The 18,601-nt window shown below is 70.6% G+C and carries 20 protein-coding genes and 1 pseudogene; 11 read left to right on the top strand and 10 right to left on the bottom strand.

Going from position 1 to position 18,601, the window contains the following annotated elements:
- Positions 1 to 9 precede the first annotated feature (9 nt).
- The 3 genes from ACZ4RZ_RS19235 to ACZ4RZ_RS19225 all read left to right on the top strand — a co-directional run bounded on the left by ACZ4RZ_RS19235 (position 10) and on the right by ACZ4RZ_RS19225 (position 2,929).
- Positions 10 to 1,023, top strand: coding sequence for a carbohydrate kinase family protein (locus tag ACZ4RZ_RS19235; RefSeq protein WP_467746468.1), 1,014 nt, complete (start codon positions 10 to 12; stop codon positions 1,021 to 1,023).
- Complete coding sequence (gene melA, locus ACZ4RZ_RS19230; RefSeq protein ID WP_467746026.1) at positions 1,020 to 2,339, top strand: alpha-galactosidase; 1,320 nt, start codon at positions 1,020 to 1,022, stop codon at positions 2,337 to 2,339. Before ACZ4RZ_RS19235 ends, melA begins: the two co-directional genes overlap by 4 nt.
- Positions 2,340 to 2,608: 269 nt before the next feature.
- The gene (locus ACZ4RZ_RS19225) at positions 2,609 to 2,929 is read left to right on the top strand and encodes a GYD domain-containing protein (protein ID WP_467746024.1); all 321 of its coding nucleotides are present in this window, start codon (positions 2,609 to 2,611) and stop codon (positions 2,927 to 2,929) included.
- A gap of 144 nt (positions 2,930 to 3,073) precedes the next feature.
- Here ACZ4RZ_RS19225 and ACZ4RZ_RS19220 read toward each other — a convergent pair whose 3' ends face one another.
- On the bottom strand, positions 3,074 to 3,460 hold the full coding sequence (locus ACZ4RZ_RS19220) for a hypothetical protein (protein WP_467746023.1): 387 nt from the start codon (positions 3,458 to 3,460) through the stop codon (positions 3,074 to 3,076).
- Between the two features lie 247 nt (positions 3,461 to 3,707).
- On the opposite strand from ACZ4RZ_RS19220, the gene ACZ4RZ_RS19215 reads away from it, so the two are divergent.
- Positions 3,708 to 4,010 (top strand): AfsR/SARP family transcriptional regulator, encoded by a 303-nt coding sequence (locus tag ACZ4RZ_RS19215; RefSeq protein WP_467746021.1) that lies wholly within the window; start codon positions 3,708 to 3,710, stop codon positions 4,008 to 4,010.
- A gap of 491 nt (positions 4,011 to 4,501) precedes the next feature.
- On the top strand, positions 4,502 to 6,172 hold the full coding sequence (locus ACZ4RZ_RS19210; RefSeq protein WP_467746019.1) for a phospholipid carrier-dependent glycosyltransferase: 1,671 nt from the start codon (positions 4,502 to 4,504) through the stop codon (positions 6,170 to 6,172).
- On the opposite strand, the gene ACZ4RZ_RS19205 is transcribed toward ACZ4RZ_RS19210, so the two are convergent.
- Both ACZ4RZ_RS19205 and ACZ4RZ_RS19200 read right to left on the bottom strand, forming a co-directional pair.
- Complete coding sequence (locus ACZ4RZ_RS19205; protein WP_467746017.1) at positions 6,150 to 6,689, bottom strand: flavoprotein; 540 nt, start codon at positions 6,687 to 6,689, stop codon at positions 6,150 to 6,152. The genes ACZ4RZ_RS19210 and ACZ4RZ_RS19205 overlap by 23 nt on opposite strands.
- Before the next feature lie 82 nt (positions 6,690 to 6,771).
- Entirely contained in the window at positions 6,772 to 7,230 is a 459-nt protein-coding gene (locus tag ACZ4RZ_RS19200; protein ID WP_467746016.1) for a nuclear transport factor 2 family protein, read from the bottom strand.
- Between the two features lie 113 nt (positions 7,231 to 7,343).
- On the opposite strand from ACZ4RZ_RS19200, the gene ACZ4RZ_RS19195 reads away from it, so the two are divergent.
- The gene (locus ACZ4RZ_RS19195) at positions 7,344 to 7,922 is read left to right on the top strand and encodes a TetR/AcrR family transcriptional regulator (protein ID WP_467746014.1); all 579 of its coding nucleotides are present in this window, start codon (positions 7,344 to 7,346) and stop codon (positions 7,920 to 7,922) included.
- A 112-nt stretch (positions 7,923 to 8,034) separates the two neighbouring features.
- On the opposite strand, the gene ACZ4RZ_RS19190 is transcribed toward ACZ4RZ_RS19195, so the two are convergent.
- Together ACZ4RZ_RS19190 and ACZ4RZ_RS19185 are read right to left on the bottom strand one after the other, a co-directional pair.
- Positions 8,035 to 8,229: a ferredoxin gene (locus ACZ4RZ_RS19190; protein WP_467746467.1), complete on the bottom strand. Its 195-nt coding sequence runs from the start codon at positions 8,227 to 8,229 to the stop codon at positions 8,035 to 8,037.
- A gap of 18 nt (positions 8,230 to 8,247) precedes the next feature.
- The gene (locus ACZ4RZ_RS19185) at positions 8,248 to 9,465 is read right to left on the bottom strand and encodes a cytochrome P450 (RefSeq protein WP_467746012.1); all 1,218 of its coding nucleotides are present in this window, start codon (positions 9,463 to 9,465) and stop codon (positions 8,248 to 8,250) included.
- 357 nt (positions 9,466 to 9,822) lie between these two features.
- Between ACZ4RZ_RS19185 and ACZ4RZ_RS19180 the strand changes: the two genes are divergently transcribed.
- Together ACZ4RZ_RS19180 and ACZ4RZ_RS19175 are read left to right on the top strand one after the other, a co-directional pair.
- Entirely contained in the window at positions 9,823 to 10,455 is a 633-nt protein-coding gene (locus ACZ4RZ_RS19180; RefSeq protein ID WP_467746010.1) for a LysE family transporter, read from the top strand.
- A 299-nt stretch (positions 10,456 to 10,754) separates the two neighbouring features.
- A complete protein-coding gene (locus ACZ4RZ_RS19175) occupies positions 10,755 to 11,198 on the top strand; it encodes a nitroreductase family deazaflavin-dependent oxidoreductase (RefSeq protein ID WP_467746008.1) in 444 nt (147 codons plus the stop codon).
- Positions 11,199 to 11,279: 81 nt separating this feature from the next.
- Here the strand turns inward: ACZ4RZ_RS19175 and ACZ4RZ_RS19170 are convergent, their stop codons facing one another.
- A complete protein-coding gene (locus ACZ4RZ_RS19170; protein WP_467746006.1) occupies positions 11,280 to 11,969 on the bottom strand; it encodes a DUF4386 family protein in 690 nt (229 codons plus the stop codon).
- 143 nt (positions 11,970 to 12,112) lie between these two features.
- Here ACZ4RZ_RS19170 and ACZ4RZ_RS19165 point away from each other — a divergent pair, with 143 nt between their 5' ends.
- Positions 12,113 to 14,110: a sensor histidine kinase gene (locus tag ACZ4RZ_RS19165; protein ID WP_467746005.1), complete on the top strand. Its 1,998-nt coding sequence runs from the start codon at positions 12,113 to 12,115 to the stop codon at positions 14,108 to 14,110.
- A complete protein-coding gene (locus ACZ4RZ_RS19160) occupies positions 14,098 to 14,730 on the top strand; it encodes a response regulator (protein ID WP_467746003.1) in 633 nt (210 codons plus the stop codon). Before ACZ4RZ_RS19165 ends, ACZ4RZ_RS19160 begins: the two co-directional genes overlap by 13 nt.
- 329 nt (positions 14,731 to 15,059) lie before the next feature.
- On the opposite strand, the gene ACZ4RZ_RS19155 is transcribed toward ACZ4RZ_RS19160, so the two are convergent.
- The gene (locus ACZ4RZ_RS19155; protein WP_467746465.1) at positions 15,060 to 15,998 is read right to left on the bottom strand and encodes a cation diffusion facilitator family transporter; all 939 of its coding nucleotides are present in this window, start codon (positions 15,996 to 15,998) and stop codon (positions 15,060 to 15,062) included.
- Positions 15,999 to 16,272: 274 nt separating this feature from the next.
- Between ACZ4RZ_RS19155 and ACZ4RZ_RS19150 the strand changes: the two genes are divergently transcribed.
- The gene (locus tag ACZ4RZ_RS19150) at positions 16,273 to 16,578 is read left to right on the top strand and encodes a DUF4235 domain-containing protein (RefSeq protein ID WP_467746002.1); all 306 of its coding nucleotides are present in this window, start codon (positions 16,273 to 16,275) and stop codon (positions 16,576 to 16,578) included.
- Between the two features lie 112 nt (positions 16,579 to 16,690).
- On the opposite strand, the pseudogene ACZ4RZ_RS19145 reads toward ACZ4RZ_RS19150, so the two are convergent.
- From ACZ4RZ_RS19145 to ACZ4RZ_RS19135, 3 genes and pseudogenes are all read right to left on the bottom strand, one after another.
- A pseudogene (locus tag ACZ4RZ_RS19145) lies at positions 16,691 to 17,086 on the bottom strand (VOC family protein).
- 82 nt (positions 17,087 to 17,168) lie between these two features.
- On the bottom strand, positions 17,169 to 17,630 hold the full coding sequence (locus tag ACZ4RZ_RS19140) for a pyridoxamine 5'-phosphate oxidase family protein (RefSeq protein ID WP_467746001.1): 462 nt from the start codon (positions 17,628 to 17,630) through the stop codon (positions 17,169 to 17,171).
- Positions 17,631 to 17,799: 169 nt separating this feature from the next.
- The gene (locus ACZ4RZ_RS19135) at positions 17,800 to 18,528 is read right to left on the bottom strand and encodes a TetR/AcrR family transcriptional regulator (RefSeq protein WP_467745999.1); all 729 of its coding nucleotides are present in this window, start codon (positions 18,526 to 18,528) and stop codon (positions 17,800 to 17,802) included.
- Positions 18,529 to 18,601 lie beyond the last annotated feature (73 nt).

Below are 18,601 nucleotides of genomic sequence, written 5' to 3'. Positions count from 1 at the left end.
GTGACCGCCATGGGCTTGTACGAGGACTCCTTCGATCTCCTGGTGATCGGCGACGCCAATCCGGACGTCGTGGTCGGCCCCGTGCCGCCTGCGCTCGCCTTCGGGCAGCGTGAACAACTCGTCGAGCACGCCGGGTTGGTGCTCGGCGGATCTGCGGCGATCATGGCGTGCGGGGCCGCGCGGCTCGGGCTGCGGGTCGCGTTCGCGGGCCGGGTCGGTGCCGACCCCGCCGGCGCCTTCATACGCGACGCACTGGCCGCACGCGGGGTGAACGTCGATTTCCTGGTCACGGATCCCCACCTCCCCACCCCGCTCACCGCCGTTCTCACGGCAGAGGACGGAGACCGGGCCATCCTCACCGCGCCCGGCTGTCTGGCGACGACCTGCGCCGATGACGTGCCCAGACAATTGCTGGCCGCCACCCGTCATGTGCACGCGGCGTCGTTCTTCCTGATGCCCCGTCTGGCACGATCTCTGAGCCGGTTGTTCGCGCTGGCTCAAGAGCTCGGAGCGACGACGTCACTGGACACCAACGACGATCCCGCCGGCCGTTGGGAGCGTGACCTCCTCGACCCTGTCCTGAAGGTCACCGACATCCTGCTGCCGAACGCCGCCGAGGCCCTCGCGCTGGCTGGAGAAGGTCAACTCGCCCTCGCCGCAGCGTCATTGGCCCGCCGGGGTCCCCTGGTCGTGGTCAAGGACGGCGCGAACGGCGCCCTCGCCAGCGACGGAGTACGCACGCTGACCACGGACGCCGTACCGGTCGAGCCCGTCGACACCGTCGGCGCGGGAGACAGCTTCGACGCCGGATTCGTCGCCGCGACCCTACGGGGCCTCCGCCTTCGGTCCTCGCTCGCGGTCGGCGCGGCCTGCGGTTCGCTGTCGACACGACGTCACGGCGGTACGGCGGCCCAGCCCACATGGGACGAGGCCCGCGCCGCGACGTCGTACACCTCTGACACGTCGGGCGCTTCAGACACCTCTGACACCACCGACACCACTGGGATGGGGAGCCGCTCATGAACAACACCACGACCGCGAAGATCGCCTTCATCGGAGCCGGGAGTGTGGTGTTCACGCAGGGACTCCTCGCCGACCTGTTCACGTTCCCCGAACTCGCCCACGCGCGGATCGCGCTCCACGACATCGATCCGGAGCGGCTTGCGACGGCGGAGGGCGCCGCCCGCCACACCGCCACCGCACGCGGGGCCAAGCCCACGATCACCACGCATCTCGACCGGCGTGCGGCCCTGGAGGGCGCCGACTTCGTCATCAACATCATCCAGGTCGGCATGAACAAGGCCACCCGCACCGATTTCGACATCCCGGCCCGCTACGGCCTGCGCCAGACCATCGGCGACACGCTCGGCATCGGCGGCATCTTCCGCGCGCTGCGTACCTTCCCCGTGCTGCGCGACCTTGCCTCGGACATGGCCGAACTCTGCCCGAACGCCCTGCTGTTGAACTACACCAACCCGATGGCGATGAACGTCCTCTACCTGAGCCGTATCGCCCCCGACCTGCGCGTGACGGGCCTGTGCCACTCGGTGTACTGGACCATGCACGACCTGGCCCACCTCGTCGGCGTCCCCTTCGAAGAGGTGAACTACCTGGCCGCCGGGGTCAACCACCAAGCCTGGGTCCTGCGCTTCGAGCGTGCGGGGCAGAACCTCTATCCGCTGCTGGACGAGGCGATCGCCACGGACCCCGGGCTACTGCGCCGGGTCCGCGTGGACATGTACCGCCGCCTCGGCCACTACCCGACCGAGACCAGCGAGCACTCCTCCGAGTACGTCCCCTGGTACCTCCACCACGACAGCGAGATCGAACGGCTCCGGCTGCCGGTGGGCGCATACTTGGAGATCATCGAGGAGAACACGGCGAGCTACGAGCGCACTCGCGAGGCCCTGGCCACGGGCGCGCCCCTCCCCGTCGAGGGCACCCTGGAGTACGCCCCGCAGATCATCCACAGCACCCTCACCGGCACGCCGCGCACGATCTACGGCAATGTCCCCAACCGCGGCCTCATCGACAACCTCCCCGCGGACTCGGTCGTCGAAGTCCCCTGCCTCACCGACGCGCTCGGCGTCCAGCCGACCCGCGTCGGTGCGCTTCCACCACAATGCGCGGCCCTCAACAGCGCGTACATCGCCGTCAACGACCTCGTGGTCCGCGCCGCCACCGACCGCGAACCACGCCACATCCGCCACGCCGCGATGGCCGACCCCGCCACGGCCGCCGCCCTTCCAGTGGAACGCATCTGGGACCTGTGCGACGACCTCGTACGCGCCCACGGGGAGCTCCTCCAGCCGGAACTCAGGGCGGAGCTGGGCCACTGACGCCGCAGCGCCCCCGTTCGGCCCCTCCCCGAGAGCCGCGGTTGCGCTGGCGCAGCTGCGGGAGGCGTTGCACGAGGCGACCGTTCGGCTGCCAGTGATCGATGCCCAACCCAATGGCAGGCAGAGCCACACCGCCCTGATAGCCCGTGATCAGCGGGAAGCGGATCAGCTTCCAACGAGTGAATCCAGCCGTCCGGTGAGTGGCGGCCGAGGTGACAGCGGGAAGGCCATTCTGCATACCGGACAAGCGATGGGCAGGGAGCGTCCCGATGCCGAAGTTCCTCATCCAGGCCACCTACACGCCCGAGGGCACCAAGGGTCTGCTCAGGGAAGGCGCGAGTGCCCGCCGCGCCGCCGTCGACCAGGTCGTCACCGACCTCGGCGGCAATGTCGAGGCCATGTACTTCGCCTTCGGGGAGGACGACATCGTCCTCATCATCGACCTCCCCGACCCAGTCTCCATGGCGGCCATCAGCCTCACCGTCAAGGCCAGCGGCGCCCTCCACACCCGGGCCACTCCCCTTCTCACCCTCGACGACATCGACGAGGCCGTCCGCCGACAGGTCACCTTCCGCGCCCCCGGCACGTAGGCCAAAGGGCGAGCGAAGCGGTCGAACTCGTGGGCCACGCGGCCGGCCATAACGCGAGGGAGGACGACCGCAAGAGGTTCCCCGCCCGCCAGATGCGAAGGTCCGCCACGGTCACTACCGGTGGTTCACGGGCGCATCCCGTCATCAGCCGAACGCGCTGTGCCGTGTGTTGCCGTCCCCGACCAGCACCCCCTGGGCGCCGCAGACGCCCACCGTGAGGTGCCCCGGGCGGCGCTCCGCGCGGAGCACGGCGCGGGCCGCCGCGAGGATCTCCTCGTCCTTCTCCACCCCGGAACCGGTCAGCACCTGGAGCAGCCGAGTCCGCCACACGTCGGGGTCCGTCTCGTACGCGTCCAGCACCCGTACGCCGTAGCCGCCGCCCCCACTGTTGCCGCCGGCCCCGGCCAACCTCCGGCGGACCGCCTCTCTCAGCCCGGTGTAGAGGTCATGGACGGCTCCGCGTCCCGTGTCCGTGAGTCCGGCGGCCGCCCCTGTGGCCAGCGCGATGGCCACCAACTCCATCTCGGTCACTGGGATCCCCCTTCAGTTGTGCGGGTTGTGCGATGTCGTGTCCGTCACCATGGCCGGGGGTGCTGCAATGCTGATGAAATTCCGATGATGTACGGGAGCGGAGGCTTCGCGGTGGACGGGGGAACTCCTCAGCGGCTTCGGATCGAGTTACTCGGGCCGCTCCGGGCCTGGCGAAACGCCGCTGGACCTGGGCCCGGTTCGGCGACAGGCCGTACTCGCCGCGCTGGTGCTGTGTGCGGACACGCAGGTGAGCCACGAGCAGTTGCCCGACGACCTGTGGGACGGGCAGGTGCCGGCGTCGGGGCACAAGGTTCTGCCGAGCCACATCCACCCGCTGCGCAAGGCACTTGACGTGGCGAGCGCCGGGCCGACGGAGTCGGTGATCCGCAGCGGCAAGGGCCGGTACCGCTTCGTCGGCCACAGGGTCCGGCTCGATGCGACCGAGCTGGACGAACGGGCCGCCGAGGCGCGGCACGCGAAGGTGTCCGGCGACGTGACCACCGCGATGGACCGGTTCTCCGAGGCGCTCACCCTGTCGCACGGTCAATGACCTGCCGGGCGACGCCGGCCACCTGATCGGGCGGGAGGCCGAGCTGACACAACTGATCGCGCCTTCTCCGCCCGGATCCGTGTCGATCGTGACGGTGGACGGTACGGCCGGGGTCGGCAAGACCGCGCTCGTCGTACCCGCGCCCTCCTTCAGCACCAGTTGCTGAACCCGCTCACCGACCCCAGCTACGACTGGCTGGAGATGGACATCCGCAGCCGCCTAAGCCACGCCTACTTGGCGACAGGCCGCGTCCGCGAGGCGGGCGAGCAGTTCCAGACCGTGCTCGACGTGCACAGCGCCCGTGCGCGTCGCGCTGACAGTCCCTGAGCACCGTCGGTGGTGAAGCCGGATCCTGCTGGACGATGGCCTCGCTGTTGCCCGACGGACGTCGTGGGTCGCACGGATCGGACTGTGGCGGTGCATACTCTTGCCTTCCCCTGAGATGAGCAGGCTCGTACGGAGTGGACGTAACAGAGGGCATGCCGACATTCATGGCCAGCAGGCACGGGGACCGCGTGCCGGTGAGCAGCGCGACGCCGTCGAGGCGATTCGAGTGGCTTCGGCGGCACCGGCGGTGGGTGTTCGTGGTGGCCGTGGTCGCGCTGCTGGCCGAGATGGCGGTCGCGATGGTCACGACGGCCGTCGAGCAGACGCCGACGATCGACGAACCCGTTTACGTGGGCACGGCGGTGGTCTACGTGCAGGAGCACAGTCTGCGCTACAACCCCGAGCATCCACCGCTCGGCAAGCTGATCATCGGGAGCGGGGTGGTGTTCGCCCACGCTCATCTGGACGCGGGCTTCACGGGTGATCAGACGGCGCTCGGGCGGCGGGTGCTGTACGAGTCCGGCAACGATCCGGGGCGGGTGATGCTGTGGGCGCGGCTGCCGGTGATCGTGCTGACGCTGCTGTTCGGCCTTGTCGTGCTCGCCTTCGCGCGCGAACTCGTCGGCTCCGCGGGCGGGCTGGTGGCGCTCGCCCTGTACGCGTTCTCGCCCGACGTCATCGCGCACGGCTCGCTGGCGACGCTCGACGTACCGGCGTCCGGTTTCCTCCTGACGTCGGTGTGGCTGCTGTGGCGGGCGCGGCGGCGTCCGCTCCTGCATCTGCCGCTCGCCGGAGCGGCGCTGGGCGCTGCGGTGGCCACGAAGATGAGCACGCTGCCGGCCGTTCTGGTGCTGCTGCTCCTCGCGGTGGTGTCCGTGTGGCACGGTCGCGACCTCAGCCTGGTCAGGAAGGTTCGGCTCGGCGCGGCGGCCGCGGTCGGCATGGCACTGGTGGCCCTCGCCGTCGTGTGGGCCACCTATCTCGCCGTCGACCCACGGCTGCGCTGGACGACGCCCGCGCATCTCCCGGCCGTCCACGGGCTGCGCGGGCTGCTGATCGACTGGCTGCCCTTCCCGCAGCCGTACCGGGACGGGATGCGCGTCCAGTTCGGCTTCGAGAGCGCGACGTGGGAAGGCTTTCTCCTCGGTCGGCTCTACCGCGGGTCGCTCTGGTACTACCTGCCGGTCGCGCTGTTGGTGAAGACGCCGCTGGGCATGATCGCACTGTGGCTCGCCGGTGCCGTCGCGATGGTGGCCGTCCCTCGGCTGCGAACGGCAGCCCCGTACGTTCTGATCCCCCCGGCCGTGCTGCTTGGCGCGGCGATGCACGGTTCCCGCGACCTCGGCGTGCGCTACGCCCTGTTCGTACCGGTGTTCCTCGCGGTCGCGGCGGCCGGTGTCGTCGCCTTCCGGCGGCGGTGGGCGCACGTCGCCACGGCGGCCTTGGTCCTGTTCGTCGCCGTGAGTTCGCTGCTCACCTACCCGTACTACCTGCCGTACTCCAACGAGGCATTCGGCGGCCCCGCGCAGACCCATCTGCGTCTGCACGACTCGAACGTCGACTGGGGACAGGACTTGGGCCGCCTCGCCGACCGTCTGGACCGGCGCTACCCGCACGAGAAGGTCTGGCTCGTCTACAAGGGCGCCGGTGTGCCGTCGTACTACGGCATCGACGCGGCCGATCCGCGCAAGGCGCCGACGAGCGAGGTGCACGGGCTGCTCGTCGTGTCCGACACCTCGATCGCCAAGGCCGACGACCGGTTGGCGGCGCTGCTCGCCACCAGCACGCCCATCGACGAGGTCGGCCACTCGATCACGATCTACCGTCGGCCTTGAGCAGGTCCAGCACCCGCTCCCAGTGGAACTCCGCGCGGCCGCCGTCCTGTTGCGGCTCCCCGGAGTACGGGTCACCGAACCGGATGCCCATCCCGCGCAGCCGCTCGACACTCGCGCGGTAGGCGGGGTGGGCCGCCAACGCCTCGCTCACACACGGCAGTACGGCGATCGGGACGCCCAGGCCGTACGCCTCGCACAGGGTTCCCAGGGCGAGGGTGTCGGATATGCCGGCCGCCCACTTGTTGACGGTGTTGAAGGTGGCCGGTGCGACGGCCACCGCGTCCGGGGCCGGGAAGGGGCGCGGGTCGCCGGGGGACCGCCAGGCGGACCGGATCGGGCGGCCGGTCTGCGCCTCGACGGCCGTCGCGTCGATGAAGCCGAGGCCCTGGGGGGTGGCGAAGACGCCGACCTCCCAGTTCCGTTCCTGGGCGGCGGTGATCAGTTTGCTGATGTCCTCGGCGATGCCCGCCGCGCAGACGACGACGTAGAGGAAGGGCTTTTCGGCGTGTTGACTCACCCGGGAACCCTAATGAACACACGGGACTTGTCCGAGTCCGGGACCAGTACCAAGTCCGAGACTCGTACTGAGTCCAGGGCCTCTACCGAACCGGGAAGGTGTCTCCCCGCTCCGACTCCGGACGCGGGCCGAAGATCCGGCGCTCCTTCTCCTCGATCGGTACATCGTTGATGCTGGCCTCGCGCCGCGTCATCAGACCGTGCTCGTCGAACTCCCACAGCTCATTGCCGTACGACCGCCACCACTGGCCGTCGGCGTCGCGGCACTCGTACTGGAAGCGGACGGCGATGCGGTTGCCGTCGAAGGCCCAGAGGTCCTTGCGCAGGGCGTACTCGCGCTCGCGCGCCCACTTCGCCGTCAGGAGTTCCACGATCTCCGCGCGGCCCGTCACGAAGGTGTCGCGGTTGCGCCAGACCGAGTCCTCGGAGTAAGCGAGCGAGACCTTGTGGGGATCGCGGGTGTTCCAGGCATCCTCGGCGGCCTGGACCTTCTGGGCAGCGGTCTCACGGTTGAAGGGCGGCAGGGGCGGGCGGTCGGTCATGGGGATTCCTTGATCTCGGCGGTCTCGACAATCCGGATGGATGGAGAACGAGCGTTCTCCATCATGACTGCTAATCTAGAGAACGACCGTTCTCACGTCAAGGAGCCACCCGAATGAACAGCACGGCCGCCCGGGACCAGGCCCTGGCCCTCGCCCGGGAACAGGCGCTCGACGCCGCGGAGGAGCTGTTCTACGGGCGGGGCATCCAGACCGTCGGCATGGACGACATCCGCGGCGCGTCCGGCGTATCGCTCAAGCGGCTGTACCAGCTGTTCCCCGCCAAGGAGCAGCTTGTCGAGGCGTACTTGGAGCGGCGCGACATCCGCTGGCGACAGCGACTGGCCGAGCACGTCGACCAGTGCGAGCAGCCCGAAGAGCGGATCCAGGCCGTCTTCGACTGGCTGCGGCTGTGGTTCGCGGAGCCCGACTTCCGAGGGTGCGCCTGGATCAACTCGTACGGGGAACTCGGCGCCACCTCGCCCCGCGTGACCGCCCAAGTCCGCGCACACAAAAGGGCGTTCAAGGAATATCTGCGGAGGCTGGTGGCCGACGCCGGGCTCCCCTCCCCCCTCGCGGACCAGCTGTATCTGCTCGCCGAAGGCGCCATGGTGACCGCGGGCATCACGCGGACCACGGAGCCCGCCGAGCAAGCGGCGGAAGCGGCACGAGTGCTGGTGGCAGCCCAGCGATAGGGCAACCGCTCCCGGCTGTCCCTGCCCTGCACCGCAGGAATCCGATTCCTCCCCGGCCTGAAGGCCGGGGCATCTCGAAGGAATCAGATGACCTTCGAGCCTCGTACGGCCGTCAGGTCTCGGACACGGTGATGGCACTGACCGGGCAGGCCCGGGCCGCCTCCCGCACCATCGGGTCGCCGCCGCCGTCCTCGCGGCCCGGCAGCAGCTCGCTGAATCCGTCGTCGTCCTGGGTGAAGACGCCCGGGGCGGTGAGGGCGCACTGGCCCGCGCCGATGCAGACGTCCTTGTCGATGGAGATCTCGATGCTCATGTCCGCAGCCTCTTACCAGGTCACAGGGAGTTCCAGCATTCCCTGGATCGTGTCTCCGGGTTTGAAGGGGATGTCGTCGACCGGTGCGGCGAGCCGCAGCCCGGGGAACCGGTCGAAGAGCGACAGCAGCGCGATCTCCATCTCGGCCCGGGCGAGGTTCTGGCCGAGGCACTGGTGGATGCCGAAGCCGAACGCGATGTGCTGGCGGGCCGAGCGGTGCCAGTCCAAGGCGTCGGGTTCGGGGAAGGTGTGCCCGTCGCGGTTGATGACGGAGGTCGAGAAGATCACTCCCTCGTCGGCCTGGATCGTTTTCCCGGCCACCTCGATGTCCTCGGTGGCGACCCGCAGCAGCCCGTCCGCGATGGAGAGGAAGCGCAGCAGCTCCTCGACGGCGGCGGGCATCAGCGTCGGCTCGGTGCGTAGCTCCGCAAGCTGTTCCGGGTGCCTCAGCAGCGTGAACGTGCCGAGCGAGATCATGTTCGCCGTTGTCTCGTGCCCGGCGACGAGCAGGATCGTGGCCAGTGAGATCAGCTCCTCGCGATCGACCGTGCCCTCGCGCAGCTGATCATGGATGAGCTCGTCGAGGAGTCCGTCGCCCGGCTCCCGCTGCTTGCTGTCGATCAATGAGCCGAAGTACGCGTCCAGCTCGTTGCGCGCGTTCTGGATGTCGGCCGCGGCGGGGCCGCGCAGCAGTCTGCGGGACTTCTCCTCGAAGAAGTCGTGGTCGGCGTACGGGACGCCGAGCAGGGCGCAGATCACCATGGAGGGCACGGGCAGTGCGAAGGCGTCCACCAGATCGACCGGCGGGCCCTGCCCCGCCATCCGGTCGAGGAACCGGTCGACGGTCTCCTGGATGCGCGGGCGCAGCGTGGCGACCCGCTTGAGGGTGAAGCTCGGGACCAGCATGCGGCGTTGCGTGTGATGCTCGGGGTCGTCGAGTCCGAGCAGCGCGACGCGGCGGTTGCGCACCGCCGCGAACCGCTCCGTGAGCGCCGGGAAGGCGGGCAGGGTGCGGTCCGACGAGAGTCGCGGGTCGCTGAGGAGTTCACGGGCGGTGGCGTGGCCCGTGACCACCCACACGGCGCGCCCGTCGAACAGGGAGATCCGCGAGAGCGGGCGCGCCTCACGCAAGGGGTCGTAGGCGGTGGGCGGGTGGTAGGGACACGTACGGTCCTGGGGGAAGGCAATCGGTTCCGTCGTGGGGGGTTCCGTCGTGAGGGGCTCTGTCATGGTGACCTCGCAAGCGCTGGTTCCCTCTTGCCGATCATCATTAGATGCCCCGGGCATCTACACGGCCACGTGAAGTTCGGCCAGATGCGCCGGATGCGCGATCTGACCGAAGTGCGGGGGGAGCCGCCGCCGAGTTCTCGGGTTTCCCATGTGTGCCACCGCTCTGGTGGCGCACACATGGCCTGATCTTCTCCAGAGTAGCTCTCCGGTAATTCGCTTGCGTGGGCAAATCCGGTGGCCCCAGGATCTGCCCATGTCCACGATCGAAGCCTTCCTGCCGCTGACTTCCGCCACCGCTCGTCCGGTGCGGGTCCAGCAGCAGCCCGGCCGACCGCGGAGGCCTGCGCTTCCCCGGTCGTGACCGCCGCGCTCGTCGCGGGGCTTCTCGCGGGCTTCGGCATCGCCATGCCCGTAGGAGCGGTCGCGACCTACCTCGTCTTCCTCACCGCTCGTACATCCCTGCGGATCGGCGTCTGCGCCGCGCTGGGCGTCGCGACCGCCGACGGGCTGTATGCCCTGGTCGCCACGCTCGGCGGTGCCGCGCTCGCGGCCGCTCTGCAGCCGGTCCTGCTCCCGCTGCGCTGGGCATCAGGACTGGTGCTGGCCGCGCTGGCGACACGGGGCGCGGTCTCCGCGTTGCGCCAGTACCGCGGTCAGCGGCTCGCCGCCCGCTCGGCACCGGATCCGTCGCGCCCGTCGCGCGCGTATCTGGCGCTGCTGGGGATCACCCTGCTCAACCCCACCACGGTGATCTACTTCGCCGCGCTGGTGCTCGGCAGCCGTACCGCCGAGGCGGTGCGCCCCTTGGAGCAGGGGGTGTTCGTCCTCGCCGCCTTCGTCGCGTCCGCGAGCTGGCAAATCCTGCTCGCCGGGGGCGGCGCGCTGCTCGGACGTGCCCTGACGGGACAGCGGGGACAGCTGGTGACGGCGCTCGCGTCGAGCGCCGTGATCACGGTGCTGGCCGTACGGATGCTGGTTGCCCCGCAATGACGGGGCATCTGTCGGCTCCCGTCTCCGGGCCTGTCACATTTCCCCGCCGGGCTCCGTCGGTGCAGTGCTCGTCGACCACGGCGCGTGCGTCGAGGCGTGATCGGTGCGTACGGCGATGGGGGCGCCCCTGTGTCGTCTGTGTCGTCTGTGTCGTCTGTGTGCGGGAACGGCTCCACGGTGCCGCACGTGTCCGCCGGACGCGATTACACGCGAGGCAATGGTGCGGAAGATTCGGGTCCGCACTGGTGTTGAATCGTGCCGAGACACGACCAGTACGACGCGACGATGGGACGGAAGTCATGCCTCTTGAGGGCGAGTACGAACCCAGCCCGACGCAGTGGGTGCGGGAACAGGTGGAGCTGTACGAGAGCTCCGGCGGCACCAAGGGGAACACCCTGATGGACACGGGCCTGCCCGTCATCATTCTCACGACCCGTGGCGCCAAGAGCGGCAAGATCCGCAAGACCCCGCTGATGCGCGTCGAGCACGAGGGCCAGTACGCGGTGGTCGCCTCCCTGGGCGGAGCCCCCAAGCACCCGGTCTGGTACTTCAACGTCAAGTCCGACCCGCACGTGGAGCTCCAGGACGGCCCCACGCGCCATGGTCTGACGGCTCGTGAGGTCACCGGCGAGGAGAAGGCCCTGTGGTGGGAGCGCGCGGTCGCCGCGTATCCCCCCTACGCCGACTACCAGAAGAAGACCGACCGCGAGATCCCCGTCTTCGTACTGGAGCCGACCGACTGACGCCGGCCGGCTGACGAGCGCACACGCACAGCGGTGGCCCGCACCGGCCCCCCGCGCCGGTGCGGGCCACTCCCCCCCTGGTCAGGCGGCAGTGCGCCGCCACGCCTGTGCGGCGATCAGGATCGCCGACACCGCACCCGGCAGCGCCGCCACCGCTCCCGACGTCCCCGACGAGAAAACGAAGCCCAGCGGGCCGCCGACGAGGAACAGCACCGAGATCCACCACGGGAGCACGCGCGAGCGCAGCAGGGCCACGGTGATGAGCAGCGTCGCCAGAAGCGTGGCCAGTGCGCCAGGGGCCACCAGGCCCATGAGTTGGCCGTCGTGGGCATTGACGTAGTGGACGAAGGCGCGTCCGGCCGGCTCGTTCAGGGCGGCGCTGTCGGTCGCGTACGAGTAGACGGCGGCGATCGAGGCGAGCCCCGCGGCCAGGAACACCCCGGAGAGCACCGCGACCACGGAGCCGATCCGGGCGAGTACGGCTCCGCGTTCGCGCACCAGGATGCAGACGGCGACCGCGAGGCCGACGGTGAACACGGCGATGCCCACGCCTCCATAGGCGTAGAGCGTCCAGAAGGCGCCCCGGTTGTCGGCGACCTTGTCGTACGAGTTGCCGTCGCTGGGGTCCCCTCCCGGCGCCAGCCAGGTGAGCAGGAAGTTCATCACCTGTCCGACGACGACCGCGACCAGGGCGAGCGTGGCGAAGGGCCGCAGTCGGGGCGAGGGCAGGGTGTACGCGGGGCGTTCGGCGGTGGTGGCGTGGGCGGTCATGGCGGTCTCCCGGGCGTCCGACGTGATGGTGCGTCACTGCACTGTCGCGCGACGGGGGTTGGCGCCACATCGGAGCTGCCACGGGCAGATCCTGCGTGTCAGTACGGATACCGACGCCCGCCCTCCGGTCCTACCGTGAGCGCATGCCCTGGCCCCGCCGACTCTCCCTGGTCACCGCGTCATTGACAGCGCTCGTGACCGCAGGGGGCTGCGCGCTGCTGTTCCTGGATCCCGCCCCCGCCGCCGGGGATGTGCTCACCGTCGTCGGAGCGGCCGTGGTTGGGGCCTTCTCCACCGGCCTCGGCCTGTTCGTCTCCGGCCGCCGTCCGGCCAACCCGGTCGGCTTCCTGCTCACGCTCATCGGCCTCGTACCCCCGCTGATCATGCTCGGCGACACCTACGGCCAGGTGAGCGTCGACCGCTCGCGACTACTGCCCGGCGCCGAGGTTGTCCACCAACTCGGCGCCGGACTCTGGACGTTGTGGTATGTGCCGGTCATGCTCCTCGTGCTGGTCTTCCCGGACGGACGCCTGCCGGCCGGCCGCTTCCCGCGCCTGGTGCTGTACGGAGTCCTGATCGACCCGGTCGTCTTCGACGTGCTCGCCGCGCTCGATCCCACCCCGTACGACCCGCCCTTCGCGGACTTCGGACACCCACTGCCGACGGTGCCCGCGTCGCTGATGTGGGTGGCGTACGCCTCGCTCGGGCTGCTCATGCTGCTGCTCGTCGCCTCGATGCTGGTGATGCGGCGCCGCTACCGCACGGCCGAACCGGTGCAGCGGTCCCAGGTGAAGTGGTTCGCCCTCGGCGCTGTCGCACTGCCGGGCACGCTGCTGTTCTGCTGGACGGACTACCTGCTGTTCGGCGAGGTCGGGGTCTTCATCTGGCTGGGGCTCGTCGCCCTCTATCTCGGCGTGCCGTCGCTGACCGCGCTGGCCATCCTGCGACACGACCTGTACGACGTCGACCGCGCCACCAGCGCGGTCGTCACCTGGGCCGTGGTCACGACGGGGCTGCTCGGCGTGTACAGCGCGGCCGCCGCCTCCGGGGGTCTGGCCTTGGGCCGGGGCAGCGCGATCCTGGCATCCGCCGTGACCGCTCTGGTGGCCGCGGCGCTCGTCCCTGTCAAGAACCGGGTACGGCGGCGGGTGGACCGGCGCTTCTATCCCGCACGTCAGACAGCACTGGCCGCCGTACGGGCGCTGGAGCGTTCGGTGCACGAAGGCCGGGCGCGTCCCGAGGAGTTGGAGGATGCGCTGCGGAGCGCGCTGCGGGCTCCCGAGCTGCGCGTGGGCTATCTGCTGCCGGGCGGAACGGAGTTCAGGGACTGCGACGGCGTGCGGGTCACGGCGGGCCTCGAAGTCCGGGCCGCCGAGCGAGGCGAGATGGGGGTCCCCTCGGCCGGAGCCTGGGGGAGGGTGATCGGCGTGATCGACGGGCCGTGTCCGCGCGAGGTCGCCACCGCCTGCGTCTCGCTCGTCGAGACGGTACGGCTGCGGGCCGAACTCGCGGGCGCGCTCGGCGAGGTGGAGGCCAGCCGGAGCCGGTTGCTGCGCGCCGGCTACCGCGAACGGCGGCGCCTGGAGCGGGACTTGCACGACGGCGCCCAGTCACGGCTCGTCACACTCGGCATGGCGCTACGGCTCGCCCAGCGTCACCTCGACGACGGCACGGTCGACGTGGACGGCCTGCTCGACCAGGCCGTGGCCGAACTCGGCACCGCCGTCGCGGAGTTGCGTGAGCTGGCGCACGGTCTTCGGCCCAGCTCGCTGGACGACGGACTGGGCCCCGCGCTGGAGGCGCTCGCCGCGCGGGCGCCGGTGCGGCTGGACTGGCGGCTCGACGGACGGACGCTGCCCGACGACGTCGCGACGACCGCGTACTTCGTGGCGAGCGAGGCCGTCACCAACGCGGTGAAGCACGCGGAGGCCGCGAGCATCGGAGTCGTCGTGCGCGAGGACGGGGACGGCACGGTGCGGGTGACCGTGCGCGACGACGGGCGGGGCGGTGCCAACCCCCGTACGGGGTCCGGGCTCTCGGGGCTGACCGACCGAGTGGCCGCGCTCGGCGGACGGCTGCACATCACCAGCGGGGCCGGTGCCGGGACGACCGTGGAGGCGGTGCTGCCATGCGTATCGTGATCGGCGAGGACTCGGCGCTCTTCCGGGAAGGACTCGCGCGGCTGCTCGCGGACGCGGGGCACGAGATCGTCGGGCGGGCGGGGGACGCCCACTCGCTGGTGGCCGCCGTGGCCGAGGCGCGGCCCGATCTGGCCGTCATCGACATCCGGATGCCGCCCGATCTGACGGACGACGGGGCGCGGGCCGCGCGGCGTGTGCGCGACGAGTTTCCCGAGTTGGGCATTGTGCTCCTGTCACAGCACATCGAGACCCGCAACGCGGTGGAGCTGGTCGCGCAGGGACGGTTCGGCTATCTCCTCAAGGACCGCGTCTTCGACGTCGAGGACTTCCTGGAGGCGCTGCGGCGCGTCGCGGCCGGCGGATCCGCCCTGGACCCCGAGGTGGTCTCCCGCATGCTCGGCGCACACCGGGATCCCCTCGCCTCCCTCACCCCCCGCGAGGCGGAGGTGCTCGGGCTGATGGCCGAGGGCCGCACCAACCTGGGCATCGCACGGCGGCTGTGGCTCACCGAGCGGACCGTGGAGACCCATGTCGGCTCGATCATGGCAAAGCTCGGGCTCGCGACGGGCGAGGAGCACAATCGGCGGGTGCTGGCCGTGCTGGCGTATCTCACGGGGTGAGAGCCGAGCGGCCCGTGTCTCTCTCACGAGGTGCGGGGTTCGAGTCTCTGTCGCGGGTGGGGGGAACGCGTCTCTTTCGCGGGTGGGGGGAACGCGTCTCGCTTGGGGGTGGGGGAACGAGTCTCTTGGGGTGAGGGGTCCGAGCGGACGGTGCCTCCCTCACGTGCGGAGTCCGAGCCACAGGTGCGCACGCACCGCGTGCGGATTTCCGAGCGGTCGGCGCCTCCCAGGGCACGAGGTTCCCGAGCCACCGTTCACGAGGATGCCGGGCCGCTGAAATTTCCTCGGATTCGGCGCGCATGATCCGTCGCCGGCCGGGCACCCGAGCGTCAGGCCCCGCCGCGCTCCCCCGTCGCGGCGGGGCTTCCTCCTGCCGCGTCGCCCGGCGCGGCCGCCCGCGCCGTTCGTGCGTCGGTGACGTCGAGGAAGATCTGGTCGGCCTCCTGGACGGTGTGGGCGACGGAGCGCTTGATGCGGACGGCGACGTCTTCGACCTCCTCGCTGTCGAGCCCCGGGACGAGATCGATACGGGCGGCCACCAGGGTCGAGTCGAGGCCCAGCTGCATGGTCAGCAGCGCCTCCACGCTGTCGATCTCGGGCTGCGCCTCCAGCAGGGCACGGATCCTGCGGCTCTGCTCCTCGTCGGCGGCCTGCCCGATCAGCTGGTCGCGGGCGTCACGGCCCAGCCGGTAGGCGACGTACACGAGCAGCACCCCGATGGCGAGGGAGGCGGAGGCCTCCCACCCGACCTGGCCCGTGACCATGTGCAGCGCCATGCCGGCGGCGGCGAGGGTCACGCCGAGCACCGCGGTGCCGTCCTCGGCGACGACCGTACGCAGCGCGGGATCCCGCATACCGCTCCTACCGCCCTGCTGGTGGACCTGGTGGAGCGCGCGCAGCAGCGAGGCGCCTTCGGCGAGGAGAGCCACCGCGAGGACCGCGAGCCCCGCCACATAGCCGTGGAACGACTCCTCGGCGCCGTTCGTGAAGGCCTCGAAGCCCTGGAAGAAGGAGAAGCAGCCGCCCATCACGAAGATGCCGACGGCCGCGAGCAGCGACCAGAAGAACCGCTCCTTACCGTAGCCGAACGGATGCCGTCGGTCGGCGGGGCGGCGGCTGCGCCGCAGGGCGGCCAGCAGGAACAGCTCGTTCATGCTGTCGGCCACGGAGTGCGCCGCCTCCGAGAGCAGCGCGGGTGAGCCGGCGACCAGGCCGCCGACCGCCTTGGCCACGGCGATCAGCATGTTGGCGCCCAGCGCTACCAGCACGGTGACGCGGGTCTTGCGGTCCGAACGGTTCGGCCGGTCCGTCGAGTCGTTGCCCACACCGGCCGGTTTCCCAGGCCCGTCCGCCTCACACCGCGGGCACGGCGGGAATCGGGCAACGCCCACCCGGGCACCAGGTGCTGTGGGCGTGCGCCCACGACCTCTACCAGACGCCCGGATTCGGTGACACCGTCGACGGGACCGCGTGGGACGGGGCCGGAGGGTGCAGAGGTTCCGGCGCGTGCGCGTCCCTGACCGGAGAGGCAAAGGAGACCAGGTGTCCCAGAAGCGGAAGAAGCTCAAGCTCCCCCTCGCCTACAAGCCTCTGGGCTTCGTGCTGAGCTGGGCGAGCGGCGCCCTCGCAGGACTCGCCTTCCAGCAGACCTGGAAGGCGATACGTCACGAGGAGGACGCGCCGGACGCGCTGGACCAGGACCGCGGCTGGGGCGAGGTGCTGCTCGCCGCCGCCCTCCAGGGAGCGATCTTCGCGGTCGTCCGCAGCGCGGTGGACCGCACGGGCGCGACGGCCATCGAGCGCTCCACGGGTGCGTGGCCGTCCTCGGACAAGGACGGCCGGGGCTGAAGACCCCAAGGCCGGCTGGGACGCAGGACCCCAAGGCCGGCTGGGACTGAAGACCCGAGCGCGGCCGGGACTGAGGACCCGTCAGTGACCGAGGGTGAAGCCCCGCGGGAAGTCAGCCCTGCTTGGGCGCTGTCGAGCGCACCGCCCGGCGCAGCGTGAAGGAGTGCCCGGCCGGGTCGGCGTAGACCCGTTCCTCCTACGGGCCGGCCGCGTCCTTGGTATCGAGCGGGCGCCCGCCGAGGCCGACGACCCGGCGTTCCGCCTCGTCCAGGTCCGCCACATGGAAGTCCAGGTGGACCTGGAGGGCATTCTCGGGGCGCGGCCAGCTCGGCGGCGTCGCCGTCACGTCGCGGCGGAACGCCATCCGCATGCCGTCGGCACCCTTGATCTCCACGCGGTTGGCGGTCGCGTCCGTCTCCTCGGCTTCGAGCAGCTCTTTGTAGAAGGTGGCGAGCTTCTCGGGTTCGGCGCAGTCCAGCACCACGACGCCTGCCGTGACCAATGCCATGTGTCCTCCGCAGGGGTTCCCGGGCGCGGGCGGCCTCCTGCCACCGACTGCCCCACGCTCCCGGGTACCCCGTCCGGCGATTTCAGTCGGCCACCACCCACGCGCCGTCGCGCATGAGGTCGCGTCCCGAGATCTCGTTGGCCTCGCGCCAGGCCTGTACGAGCCGCGGAGTGACGCGGAAGTAGAGGTAGGCGGTGGTGAGTTGACGCGGGTCGAAGGCGGTCTTCTCGGCGAAGGCGTCGCCGACTCCGTCCGGCAGCTCGGCCGACTCCAGCGTCTCCACAGTGCCCTCGACGATGACCACGTCACGGGTCGGGCCGATGCCGAGGCGCGCCCTGCCGGTCGTCCGCAGGTTCCGGCCGGTCGGACTGGCGGCCGGGGTGGCCAGCAGCAGAGTCGTGCCGTCCCAGAGGAACGACAGGGGAATCAGATACGGAGGTCCCCCGTCGCCGTCGGCCGTGGACACCCATGCGTCCTCGTCGTTCTCCAGCCGGTTGAGCGTGTCCAGCTTGCGCTGTTTCGGGGTGCGGGCGGGCGGGTTCATCGTCGGGCAGCCTCCTGGTGGCCGTCGCACGGACAGGTCTTCAGGGTTGACGGGGGACGTCGTAACGACAGGTCTACGGGGTTGACGGGGGACGTCGTACGGACGGGTCTACGGGGATGACGTCTGAGCACTCCTCAGTGTGACGCGCCGGCGTTCTCCCCAGGCGCGTCTACACCTTCCCGCGCTCCGTGATCTCCTCCAGTCGCGCCGCCGCCGCGGTCAGCAGCATGTCCAGCGCCGCCGGATACGCGCTGCGTCGCATGTCCGCCACCAGATGGCGGGCCGTCGCCGCGATGTGCGGGTGTGTGTCGGCGGGCAACCGGGCGTACGTCGCCCTCCAGACGCCCGCCTCCGCCTCGCGCGCGGCCCGTGGGAGGGCGAGGCCCGCCGCGTCGAGGGCCGCGAACGACAGCGCCTGGTCTACGAACGCGTGGTAGATCCGTACGGCGTCGGGATCGGGGAAGCCCGCGCCGCGCAGCACACCGAGGATCGCCTCGACGGCCTCGATCTCGTGGACCCGGCCCGTCACACGGTAGGAGCTGAGGACCGCGGCCTGCGGATGGGCGAGGGACCCGGAGTGCACGCGCAGGCCCAGGTCCCACAGGTCGGCGCGCCACTCCCCGGTGGGGTGCCAGTCGCGCAGCGTGCGGCCGATGAGCTCGTCGGCGATGGCGAGCAGCAGATCGTCGGTGTCGCGGAAGTACCGGTACAGGGCGCTGGGGTCGGCGCCGAGGGCGAGGCCCAGGCGGCGGACGGTGAGGGCGTCGGCGCCGTGCTCCTTGAGCAGCCGTAGCGCCGTCTCGACGATCAGTTCCTCGGAGAGCACGACGCCCGTCTTGGTGGGGCGTCTGCGCCGACGGGCGGCGGGCGGGACGACTCGGTCGTTCGTGGACGTCATGGGCTCTCCCTCCGATGCGGGCACCTTATGTCAACATCGTTGACCTGTTAAGGCCCCGGGCAGTTTCATTTCC

Source organism: Streptomyces sp. NPDC027189, assembly GCF_055566975.1.
Note: the sequence above shows the minus strand (reverse complement) of the source record. Positions and strands in the feature narration are given on the sequence as shown.